Annotated in this window: 6 protein-coding genes; all 6 read right to left on the bottom strand. The window is 29.2% G+C overall.

Annotation, left to right across the window (positions count from 1 at the left end; genetic code table 11):
• Positions 1 to 313: 313 nt before the first annotated feature.
• Positions 314 to 1,546, bottom strand: coding sequence for a gliding motility-associated C-terminal domain-containing protein (locus tag EAG11_RS06210; protein ID WP_164998663.1), 1,233 nt, complete (start codon positions 1,544 to 1,546; stop codon positions 314 to 316).
• 285 nt (positions 1,547 to 1,831) lie between these two features.
• Positions 1,832 to 2,422, bottom strand: a complete 591-nt coding sequence (locus EAG11_RS06205) for a hypothetical protein (protein ID WP_129538401.1) — start codon at positions 2,420 to 2,422, stop codon at positions 1,832 to 1,834.
• Between the two features lie 941 nt (positions 2,423 to 3,363).
• On the bottom strand, positions 3,364 to 6,960 hold the full coding sequence (locus tag EAG11_RS06200; protein ID WP_129538400.1) for a hypothetical protein: 3,597 nt from the start codon (positions 6,958 to 6,960) through the stop codon (positions 3,364 to 3,366).
• 1,170 nt (positions 6,961 to 8,130) lie between these two features.
• Positions 8,131 to 8,940, bottom strand: coding sequence for a hypothetical protein (locus EAG11_RS06195; RefSeq protein ID WP_129538399.1), 810 nt, complete (start codon positions 8,938 to 8,940; stop codon positions 8,131 to 8,133).
• 1,069 nt (positions 8,941 to 10,009) lie between these two features.
• Complete coding sequence (locus EAG11_RS06190; RefSeq protein ID WP_129538398.1) at positions 10,010 to 11,479, bottom strand: tetratricopeptide repeat protein; 1,470 nt, start codon at positions 11,477 to 11,479, stop codon at positions 10,010 to 10,012.
• A 15-nt stretch (positions 11,480 to 11,494) separates the two neighbouring features.
• Positions 11,495 to 12,970, bottom strand: a complete 1,476-nt coding sequence (locus tag EAG11_RS06185; RefSeq protein ID WP_129538397.1) for a tetratricopeptide repeat protein — start codon at positions 12,968 to 12,970, stop codon at positions 11,495 to 11,497.
• Between the last annotated feature and the right edge of the window lie 353 nt (positions 12,971 to 13,323).

The following is a 13,323-nucleotide window of genomic DNA, read 5'->3' as shown; positions in this document are numbered from 1 at the left end:
ATACTTCTTATTTCAATTTCAAATCAACATAGAATCTATATTTTTAAAATAATCACTTAAAATAGTTTTCAATTTGCACCCAGACAGTGGCATGTTCTAATAATATATCTTGTTTAAAACTCTGATACTTTTTAGTCATTGATTAAAAAAAGGTTATTTGTATTTTAGTTCTAAATCAACATTAAGTCATATATGTTTAAAATAGTTCCCCATATAAGTCATGTAGATTCATCTAAGCGAGATTTTTTAAATATCAATTGAGTTTAAATAAATTAAAACCCTCTACCAATTTTGATTAGTTGTATTCCTAATATTAGAAATACAGATAACCAACTTTTTCTCTAGTAATATCCTCGCTTATTTTATACCTAAGTATATAAAAATAGGTTCCTGTAGATAATTTTTCGCCTTTGCTAATAGTTGCTCTTCCTTCTGAAATTCCTTTAAACCAGTTTCCATCTATACCATATCCTGAAGTTTCAAACACTTTAACTCCCCATCTGTTATAGATTTCCAAGGTGTTATTTGGGTAAATTGATAATCCTTCTATAAAGAAGAAATCATTAATTCCATCCTCGTTAGGTGAAAAACCATTGTAAACAATTACATTTTCTTCTTTAGGTTTAAGTATTTTATTTATTCTAGCAAGTGTAAAAATCCCATCCTGAGTAATTTTGGCTGTTACTGTTTTATTATTAACATCAGTTGCTACATTATAAGATTTCCATTCTTTATCTTTTTCATCCCATCTTACAATTCCAATAGAAGTATTTGCCTGTGTGCTATTAATGATCTCCGCTGGTGTCGTATCTTCATGCCATGAAAGCGTTAATGCAAAATCAATAGCGTCGTCAGTTGAATCAAATTTCCAATACTCTCCAGAATTAATAAATGCAATTGCTTCTTGCTTTTTATTATGTGGATACGCTCCATTCGAATTCTTCTTAAAATATTCACTTGTATAATTCTTATTCTCTTGGTCACTTTGTCCAATAGCCATTGATCTATAGTATCCTCCGTCTCCTATGGGAAACTCAAATTCATTCTTTCCTTTTTGTTCTACATGTCCTAATACATGACTATCATTATTTGTAGTTTCATGAGAAGCATTGGCTTCAAATACAAAGTTTCCTCCATCAGTTTCATTGTCTACTATTCCATAATAAAATTTAGAAACACCGTAAACATTTAAATCTCCAGACAATAAAAAAGCTGGTTGTGCCGACTTGTTTTCAAATCGTACATCGTTTAATTCACTCGGTAATGTTCCTGAAATAATTTGTGCTCCAGTTGTTCCTTTAAAATGGATTAACCCTGTATTTAGTGAGGGGCTAAATGTCACCATTCCGTCATTATTATAATTAGCATATACAGAAAATATGCCGTCGTTAACAACGTCACCAGTAGTAATATTATTAAAATCTCCTACTGTCGAAAACTGTGTTCCAGGCATCATTACTAACTCTCCTGTATTTACTGTTTGTGCATTAAGTTTTCCAGCTGTACATACTGCCAGTATAATTGCACTTATATAAATTTTGGTCATAACTATTATTTTAAATGTTATCCATAAATATGATTTGTTATCATTTTTATACATTAAAAAACACCTCTTTTATCATACTCTAAAAAGAGGTGTTTTTACTTTACCATTTCCTCCATAAGGAAACGATGTAACTTATTTTAATCTTTACTTGTACACTTATAATTGCCTATGCAACTCTGTCTAAAAGCAGAAAGACTTCTTAAATTTTGTATATAGAATGCTTAATACTCGTATAAATTTTAATAAAGAACTGCAATTAAAAATTGCAGTTCTTTAAACTTTTGATTATTGATTATCTTTTTCTGAAATCAATCTTTCTAATTTTTCCAAACGCTCATTCATAGCTTTTGAACTTGCTTTTAATTCCTGAATTTCATTGTTTTTTGCATCAAGTTGTTTGTCTTGCTCAATAACATGCAAATACAATTCTTCGGTTTTTTCTAATAACTGAATTGATAATTCTGAAAGGTTAAATGCATAGCCTTCTGCTGTTTTCTCTAATTGAGTAATTGGTGTTATACCTGGTAAGTGCTTGTTCTTTCTTATATAAGCATCTACTTCAGATAATGACTTAAACTTATATTCTGCTTTTATATCTGAGAAACCTTTAAAATAATCTTCAAAAACATAATCGGCAAAATAACTGTTTACTGTAGTAATAGTACCATTTACTCTAAGCATCTCATTTGGTGCAGCAGATTTTTCTGTAAATCCAATTCCTACCCATCCTTTAGTATAGATGTCTTCTGTATTTAGAGTTGCTCCTTTATTAGTAGTTGTACTAAACCAAGGTTCTTTTACCAATGGAGTAATATCTAATTTATGAGTTGTCTCTTCATTAGTATAATCTAAAGTACCATTTGCAAGTGTATTCACTTCAAGCTTAGTTACTGTTTCTTGAATTTCAACTGGCGCATTTGTCGTCTCATTCGTATAAGTAGCAATTTTATGTCCTGATACAACAGGAGTTATTGTTGTTACTGTTTCAGCGGCTCCTACTAAGTCTGTTAATTTGAACGTTTCAGTCTTTCCTTTCTCATCTTTATACGCTAATGTATGGGCAACATCATCATAAACTAAACTTGTTAAGGTTTCTGAAGCACCAACTAAATCTGTTAATTTAAATGTTTCCGTTTTTCCATCCTCATCTTTATAGGCTAAAGTATGGGCAACATCATCATAAACTAAACTTGTTAAGGTCTCTTTTCCTTTAAGTTGTTCAATTATTGTTGAATTATTAAAAATTGTCGTTGCATTGTTAAGAATATCACTTACTACATCTATCGTAGTTTGTGTGTTATCTTCACTTGTATATTGATACTTACCATCATTAGCAGCATCCTTTACTAATGTTGTTACTGTTTCAGCTGCTCCTACTAGATCTGCTAATTTGAACGTTTCCGTTTTTCCTTTCTCATCTTTATACGCTAATGTATGTGCAACATCATCATAAACTAAACTCGTTAAGGTTTCTGAGGCTCCTACTAAATCTGTTAATTTAAATGTTTCTGTTTTTCCTTTCTCATCTTTATAAGATAAGGTATGGGCAACATCATCATAAACTAAACTTGTTAAGGTTTCTGAAGCACCAACTAGGTCTGTTAATTTGAACGTTTCAGTCTTTCCTTTCTCATCTTTATACGCTAATGTATGGGCAACATCATCATAAACTAAACTTGTTAGGGTTTCTGAAGCACCAACTAAATCTGTTAATTTAAATGTTTCCGTTTTTCCATCCTCATCTTTATAGGCTAAAGTATGGGCAACATCATCATAAACTAAACTTGTTAAGGTCTCTTTTCCTTTAAGTTGTTCAATTATTGTTGAATTATTAAAATTGTCGTTGCATTGTTAAGAATATCACTTACTACATCTATCGTAGTTTGTGTGTTATCTTCACTTGTATATTGATACTTACCATCATTAGCAGCATCCTTTACTAATGTTGTTACTGTTTCAGCTGCTCCTACTAGATCTGCTAATTTGAACGTTTCCGTTTTTCCTTTCTCATCTTTATACGCTAATGTATGTGCAACATCATCATAAACTAAACTCGTTAAGGTTTCTGAGGCTCCTACTAAATCTGTTAATTTAAATGTTTCTGTTTTTCCTTTCTCATCTTTATAAGATAAGGTATGGGCAACATCATCATAAACTAAACTTGTTAAGGTTTCTGAAGCACCAACTAGGTCTGTTAATTTGAACGTTTCAGTCTTTCCTTTCTCATCTTTATACGCTAATGTATGGGCAACATCATCATAAACTAAACTTGTTAGGGTTTCTGAAGCACCAACTAGATCTGTTAATTTAAAGGTTTCCGTTTTTCCATCCTCATCTTTATAGGCTAAAGTATGGGCAACATCATCATAAACTAAACTTGTTAAGGTCTCTTTTCCTTTAAGTTGTTCAATTATTGTTGAATTATTAAAAATTGTCGTTGCATTGTTAAGAATATCACTTACTACATCTATCGTAGTTTGTGTGTTATCTTCACTTGTATATTGATACTTACCATCATTAGCAGCATCCTTTACTAATGTTGTTACTGTTTCAGCTGCTCCTACTAGATCTGCTAATTTGAACGTTTCAGTCTTTCCTTTCTCATCTTTATAAGATAAGGTATGGGCAACATCATCATAAACTAAACTCGTTAAGGTTTCTGAAGCACCAACTAAATCTGTTAATTTAAATGTTTCCGTTTTTCCATCCTCATCTTTATACGCTAAAGTATGTGCAACATCATCATAAACTAAACTTGTTAAGGTCTCTTTTCCTTTAAGTTGTTCAATTATTGTTGAATTATTAAAAATTGTAGTTGCATTGTTAAGAATATCACTTACTACATCTATTGTAGTTTGTGTATTATCTTCACTTGTATATTGATACTTACCATCATTAGCAGCATCTTTTACTAATGTTGTTACTGTTTCAGCTGCTCCTACTAGATCTGTTAATTTAAACGTTTCTGTTTTTCCTTTCTCATCTTTATAAGATAAGGTATGGGCAACATCATCATAAACTAAACTCGTTAAAGTTTCAGCTGCTCCTACTAAGTCTGTTAATTTAAACGTTTCAGTCTTTCCTTTCTCATCTTTATAAGATAAGGTATGGGCAACATCATCATAAACTAAACTCGTTAAGGTTTCTGAAGCACCAACTAGATCTGTTAATTTAAATGTTTCCGTTTTTCCATCCTCATCTTTATAGGCTAAAGTATGAGCAACATCATCATAAACTAAACTTGTTAGAGTTTCTTTTCCTTTAAGTTGTTCAATTATTGTTGAATTATTAAAAATTGTCGTTGCATTGTTAAGAATATCACTTACTACATCTATTGTAGTTTGTGTATTATCTTCACTTGTATATTGATACTTACCATCATTAGCAGCATCTTTTACTAATGTTGTTACTGTTTCAGCTGCTCCTACTAGATCTGCTAATTTGAACGTTTCCGTTTTTCCTTTCTCATCTTTATAAGATAAGGTATGGGCAACATCATCATAAACTAAACTTGTTAAGGTTTCTGAAGCACCAACTAGATCTGTTAATTTAAACGTTTCTGTTTTTCCTTTCTCATCTTTATAAGATAAGGTATGGGCAACATCATCATAAACTAAACTCGTTAAAGTTTCTGCTGCTCCTACTAAGTCTGTTAATTTGAACGTTTCAGTCTTTCCTTTCTCATCTTTATAAGATAAGGTATGGGCAACATCATCATAAACTAAACTCGTTAAGGTTTCTGAAGCACCAACTAGATCTGTTAATTTAAATGTTTCCGTTTTTCCATCCTCATCTTTATAGGCTAAAGTATGAGCAACATCATCATAAACTAAACTTGTTAGAGTTTCTTTTCCTTTAAGTTGTTCAATTATTGTTGAATTATTAAAAATTGTCGTTGCATTGTTAAGAATATCACTTACTACATCTATTGTAGTTTGTGTATTATCTTCACTTGTATATTGATACTTACCATCATTAGCAGCATCTTTTACTAATGTTGTTACTGTTTCAGCTGCTCCTACTAGATCTGCTAATTTGAACGTTTCCGTTTTTCCTTTCTCATCTTTATATGCTAAAGTATGGGCAACATCATCATAAACTAAACTTGTTAAGGTTTCTGAGGCTCCAACTAGATCTGTTAATTTAAACGTTTCTGTTTTTCCTTTCTCATCTTTATAAGATAAGGTATGGGCAACATCATCATAAACTAAACTCGTTAAAGTTTCAGCTGCTCCTACTAAGTCTGTTAATTTAAACGTTTCAGTCTTTCCTTTCTCATCTTTATAAGATAAGGTATGGGCAACATCATCATAAACTAAACTCGTTAAGGTTTCTGAAGCACCAACTAGATCTGTTAATTTAAATGTTTCCGTTTTTCCATCCTCATCTTTATAGGCTAAAGTATGAGCAACATCATCATAAACTAAACTTGTTAGAGTTTCTTTTCCTTTAAGTTGTTCAATTATTGTTGAATTATTAAAAATTGTCGTTGCATTGTTAAGAATATCACTTACTACATCTATTGTAGTTTGTGTATTATCTTCACTTGTATATTGATACTTACCATCATTAGCAGCATCTTTTACTAATGTTGTTACTGTTTCAGCTGCTCCTACTGCTGATTGCAGATCCAGAGCATCACTTACTACTCCATTCACCGTTGTTATCAATTTTGAACCATCTATTAAAGAGGTTCTATTCGAATTTACCGCTAGTGCTGTTTGCTCTGTTCCATTTACTGTTGAAGTAATCGTGTTGCCCGAACTGCTTAGCACGTTTGTGTTTACTATCGCTTTTGCCAAATCAACTGGATCTCCTGTTACTCCATTTACTGTAGTAGTTAGGTTTGAACCATTTAATGTGTTACTTACACTCGTTGCATCTCCCACTAATTCCTTTAACTTAAACTCTTTTGCAGGTCCGCTTTCCGCTTTATAAGTCAAGGTATGTGTATTCTTATCGTAATCTAAACTTGTTAGAGTTTCATTAGCTCTAACTATATCTTGAATATTGATTACTAATGGATTACCATTTTGATCTATATAAGTAAATATATTTGTATTTGGATTAAAAATAACAGTCCCCTCAGATGATGTAATTTCATCAGAAATAACAATTCTGTTCCATTTACCATTAAACCAATAGTAATAACCAGGTGTAACGTTGAATGGAGCAGTACCTGCCACTTTCTGATTAAAGACTAAAAGGCTTTGAGGCAATGAACCATTGGTTTTCACAAAAGATCTAATACTGGTTGTGTTTTCAAGATCTACTCTAGGAATTAAGATCCCTTTATCTGAGGCCATCACATCTAACTGTGATGAACTATTGGGTAAAGGGGTGCCTATACCTACCTGCCCATAAGCAGTAAATCCTCCCAAAATAAGAAGTAAGGAGAGTAATTGATTTTTCATAAATGCTCTTTAAAATTAATAAAAACTAAATACAATTTGTTAGATAATTTGTGAATGTATCACATGGAACCGTTAAAAAATTAAGCACATATTATTTAATAATACACTATCAAAATTTAGATAGGTATTACACACTAACCATAATAATGCTCCATATTGTTATAAAATGTGACTACATTTTATCGATATTTTACAATCCAATTTTGCTACCCAAAAGGCATATCAATAATATGTCTAAAACTGAAATTATCTTATTCAGAATTAAACAAGAGATAACTAATTAAACTTAGTAGGAAACAATGGAACTTGTATGATAGATGGTTACCTACGATACTTTAAGTATATAACTCATCTATAAACAAGAATAAATAAAACTTATAAGACTGGGGCGTCAGTTTTAAAAATGATCCTGTTGATTCAATATTTTATAGTTTATCTTTACAAATACGTTTTTAATACAAACTAGATTATGCAAAGTAGAGGCTAAAAAAACTTAAAATAAAGAAAAACGCTACACACATCTACTCAACCTGAAAAAAAACAACAAAACCCTAACAATCAATAACATATAAATAAAAACAATTAATATTGAGTGAAATTGAGTAGCAAAAAGAAAAGACTCTATATGAAAATTAAACAATAATCAAATTCAAAGTGTAATACCTAAACAAATAAAAAGACACACTTTAAAATAATCATCAAAATAAAATCATCGACACATTAAGAATATCTATTTAAAAAAAGCACTTTTCTTTATTCCACATGCTCCTTATAATTAACAATCTTTGATAAAAAAGACAACTATTTTAAATTTGAATGATTAATAAAAAGGACAATAAACTAATTTAGAATACTAGTTCTTGTTTACTATATGGTATCCCGAAAAAAAGATACTGAATAAAAGATTATACTGAATTGTCACTAAAAGAAAGAATAGGTAAAAAAGAGTAATATTTGAGTTTTTTAAAGCTCGTTTAAATCGTCCAAAAAAAAACAATAATTAAAACAGGAAACTAGTTAATATTAAACCTTTTAACAGTTCATTATCTTGTCTAAAACCTTATATTTTCATTATTTTAAAAAATACAAATAAAACTCTTTCTATTCTATTAATTTAAATATTGTCACTTACAAGTTCTTATCACCATAAACACAAAGAGATATAACTTTTTATGCAAAATTTCCTTTTATAATTTCATTTAATGATGCTTTATTATTAATAGCACAGGCCGGAAGCTGTTTTCTAAGAAGATCTAACTCCTTTTCATTGGTACTAATATTTAAATACTTTAATTTTTTCAACTTACACAAATTATCTATTGTGTTTTTTAACTTCATTGCATTTGTTTCAACTAAATGCAATATACTTATATTGCTTTTTTCTGTAATAAAATCAAGCTCTGGTAAATTTTCATTGCCTGAAATTCTTAGGACATGTAAACCATTTAGTTTTTTTAAAAATTTAAAATCTAAAAAAGCTTTACATTTATCAAACGACAAAGATTTCATACCTTCAATACGTTCAATATTTTCTATGTTAGTCAATCTAGGCGCAAAGCTTATATCTAACGCCTCAAATACGGCACTCTTAGGTAAGACTATTTTACGTGCTTTTTTTGCCACACATACTTTTACTTTGAGTAATTTTTTATCAAGACGTGAGAAATCCAGTATATTACTAGTAGTATCACCAAAAATAGAGAGACCATTATGTATGTCAAAAATTTTATCATACTTAATATTCATGTTATAATCTACTTCAAGTGAACTTAGTCCGTCAGCACTATCAATATATTTTCTTTGCAATAACAATATAAGGGCTCTTACTTCTCTAGAAGACAAATCTTTACTTAATAGAACACTTTCTATTTCTGTAAAACTTTGTATTTCAGGAATATCTTTTAACCAAGCCCTAGTATTATAAATTCCAGCCCCTAGAGGCGCATTACGCAACGTAGCTCGTAAATATTCATTATCCATTTTTTCTGCTTAAATTAAAGTTTATTGTAATTATACCATCATTATGGTTTTATAACTTGAGTATAAAATTTTATACTCCTTAAAAATGGATATTTAAAATATACCATTGTCATTATTAAAATAAGTAAAGGGAGTTCTAAAAATATTGCTCTAATGTTACAGTCTAATAAGTACAAAAAAAATTATTAGAAAGCATTTAGAAGTAATTAAACAATTGGCCCAAACGAATGTATAAGGGATTAAAAGTAATGCACCACACATAATACTAATTATGCTAATATTATTACTCATTTTATAGAAAATCCCGATTCTAAACAGATACTTACCAAATCATTATTCAAATTAATAATATCTATTCCGCCAAAAAATTCTTTATATAGAAACAAATATTATTGATGGAATGACTATATGATTAATTACTATTTTTATTATGATAATCTATTTGTAAGTAAACACGATTTTAAGCAGAGACTGCTCCCATAACAGTCTCTATAATTTATCAGCTCATCCCCCAACAATCTGATAAACGCTTAAAAATCGAGTATAATCATTATATATTTAAAATTGATGTTTAAAAAAGGGGGGACAGAGCAGCTAATCAAAAGCTCTACCCCCTTTTTTTTGTTAATGCTAAACAACCATTAACAATAATCTCAGGTAATCTAAATTATTATTACCAATACAACAGAAGTTCATCGTCTGTTATATTCATTATTTTATAGATTAAAAAATATAAAATAGCTTTACTAAACATCTTAACTGTAGCAAATTGAAGCATTTTATTCTAAAAAAAACACTCACTCGGGTACACTTATCTACTCAGGAGGCACAATTAGACACAAACTACTGATAATCAACAATAAAAGCCATATTTACAACATGAAAAAAGCATAAAAAAAGCTTGTTTTCACAATAGTAAGTAGTGAACGAGTAGGTGCTTATTTTTCAATAGTAGAAATAAAAACGAACAAGTGTCAATTTTAGAAAAAAGAACAAAAAAAAAGGTATCCCTATCAGTACGATAAGAATACCATTGTATTATTTTCATTTATGATATATAAACCTAACCTTACAAATCTGCTATCCAAATACTAATATCATTTTTCCCAGTAAGATTAGCTTTTTTTCTGATTCTGTAAATCCTAGCTTCAACCGATCTAACTGTAACATTAGTATACAAAGCAATGTCTTTAACAGGAAATCCAAGTTTCAAAAAAGCACAAACAATTAACTCCATTTTTGATAAAGTAGGAGCCTCTTGAAGTATTTTATTATAAAAATCTGAATGCGTAGCCTCAAATTTTGACAAGAACATGGAATCGTTATTTTTTGCTAATTCTAAAACTTCATCTAAGCTTGTACCATTTAAGAGTATTGCTTTTTCAAGCATCTCTTTTTTCTTTTGTAGTCTCTGCATTTTTTTAGCAATTTTTCTCTTTTCATTTTTCTTCATTTTATACAAACGTATTGCAAAAACGAGAAAAAGAATTGTAAGCACAGTACTTAAAAAAAGAGCAACAACACCTGTATTTCTAATTTTTTCAACAGTTGAGTATTCCTCCTCAATAAGTTCTTTAACCGTTGCAATTACAGCTTTTTGTTGATTTTTTTGTAAACTATCATTAAGAGAAAAATATTTTTCGAAATAGAACTCTTCCTTATCCTTATTTTTAAGCCTAATATACAGTTGCGAAAGATTCAAATAAATATCACGCTGTAATTCTCTTTTTTTAAGTTTTTTAGCTAAAAAGAGTGCATCTTCATAATATTTTAAAGCTTCATCAAAATTATTTTTTTTAGATTCCAAATTACCTAAGTCTATATAGGCATATAATTTAACTGAATTATAATTTTCTTTTTCTGCCAGTTTAGAAGCATTTATCAAATAAATCCTCGCACTATCATATTGCTTTAATGCAAGATAGCAAGCACCTACATTAGCGCTCGCTAATGACAAATTAATATTCTTAAGTTTGGTGTTTTCTATTTTATTGAATTGATCATAACCTAATCTGAAATATTTTTTTATAGAATCTATTGTCCCAGTACTTCTGTCATAACCTACTGCAATGTCATTATAAAGCAATCCTTTTTGTTTGAAAGCAACATCAGTATTGCTGATTTTTGGCGTAACATTCAATCCTTTTTTTAATTCCAAAAATCCTTGTTTATAAAGCCCGAGACCTATATAACTAATCCCTTTTAATCGATATGCTTCAGAAAGTAACTCATAATCATTTATTTTAGAAGCAAATTCTTCTGATTTTGTAGCTTGTTCTAGCGACTTATCATACTGATTTATATCGTACAAATTTTTTCCAGCGAGCATTGAGCTTACTGCCATTCCTTTTTTGTAACCAAGAATTTCGGAATATTTATAACTTTTTAAACTGTTTTCTATAGCTATGTTAGGGATGCTATCCCCCATTTTTTTTATATTATCGATTATGCTATCAATTTGTTTTTCTGTATACTGTTGACTATAGCCTGTTATTGCTACAAATAGAATTAGTATTTGCAAAAAAAGTTTTTTATTCATATATTATTTATAACATTAAATATTTGACAACCAATCATATAAGTCCTCTTCGGGAGGAACATTTAATTTTTTTCTGAGTCTATATCTTTTAGATTGTACAGCTCGAATAGTACTTTTTGTGTAAGTAGCAATTTCGTTAGTTGAAAAACCTAATTTTAATAATGCACAAAAACGTAATTCACTTGAAACTATTGTAGGTGTAATTTCAATAATTTTATCTATAAACTCTGGATATATTTCTTTAAATTTTGCAAAAAATAGTGGACTTCTTTCTATTACAAGCTGTTTTAAATCCGTTCCTCCTGCCTTTGGATTTGGATTTTGACTTGTGATTTTATCTATCAATTCTTTTTTTATTTTCAACTGATTATCAATACTATTACTTTCTTCTTTTACTTTCACAAATCTTTTTCTATATTTTTTAATGTAAACAAAAGTGATAATAATAATTATAAGAAGTAAAGATAATAATGTAATTATTACCCCTACATTAGTTAGCATTTTTTCATCTTTCTCTTCTAAATAAATTCTCAGTGAATTATATACTGCTTGCTTATGAATTTTAGAAAGACTATCGTTTAGTGTTACATATTTATCCCTATAATATTTTGTACTATCCTGGTCTTTTAGAATACAGTAAATTCTAGAAAGATTATAATAAAGATCATTAATATAAAAAATTCTTTTATTTTCTTTAGCAATTAGTAGCGCCTCTTGAAAACTGTTTTTAGCATCATCATAATTTCCTCTATAAAAATTTACAGATCCCAAACCTGAAACAGATTCAATAGTTATAAAGTCCAATTTAAGTTTTTTAGCAAGTACTACTGCATTTATTAAATAGGGTTCAGCCTTTTCATAGTCCTTTTTTTTAAGATAAAAAGATCCTAAAAAAACATTGGCAAGAGCCATGCATCTATTTTTATGCGGGTTGTCTTCCTCTATATTATCAAAAAAGAAAAAGCTTTTTCTATAATAGTATCCTACAGAATCTTCATCTATTTCATTCTCCTCATGATTCATCGCAATATTTGCATAAATAAAACCTAAGTTCCTATTTCTATCATTTTTATCTTTAATTTTTTCTCCAAATACTATAGATTGCTTTAATATTATAGAAGCAGACTCATAAAATCCTAGCCTAGCGAGGGCTATACCTCGCAATCGTAATGCTTTCGATTTTAAATATGCTGATTCTGAATTTATTGTTATTAGTTTATCTGCTTCTGTAGCATAATACAATGCCAATTTATTGTCTTTACTTCTTGTATAACTCTCACTCAAAAAAAGCTCTGCCTCTATAATCCCTTTTTTATAATCGAGTTCCTTGGCTAAAGAAATAACCTTGATCGCTTCTAATTGAGATTTAAGTGGTGATTCATTTTCTATATTGATGGCATGCTCTAATAAACTATCAATTTTTTTGATAGTATTTTGAGAAATGCCAATATTATATGAACACAATAAAATGAAAAGCAATACTCTCTTCATAAATTTATTTTTTAAAATTAGTTTATAGGAAGACTACAAGCATGACTTTAAAAGCTGACTTACGTCACTTTTAAATCATGTCTTCCTTTATTTGTGGGAGAAATGTTAATATTATTTTATTATGTAAACCGAAAATTAAAACTCGTAAAATATAGCGGATTATTTCTCTGTTTTTATGACAAAATATAATTTTAAAAATTAGAATCTCAAAAATGGGAGGATGAGATAAATCAAAATTATTTCTGCAAATATAATTAATAACATTCCATATTGTTATTATGTTTGTTTTTTTTTAAGAAAAAACGGCCTTTGAAAAAAACACCAGATTAGTTTGTATGAAGTTAATATAGAGA

This window comes from Flavobacterium sp. 140616W15 (assembly GCF_003668995.1).
Lineage (GTDB): Bacteria > Bacteroidota > Bacteroidia > Flavobacteriales > Flavobacteriaceae > Flavobacterium.
Note: the sequence above shows the minus strand (reverse complement) of the source record. Positions and strands in the feature narration are given on the sequence as shown.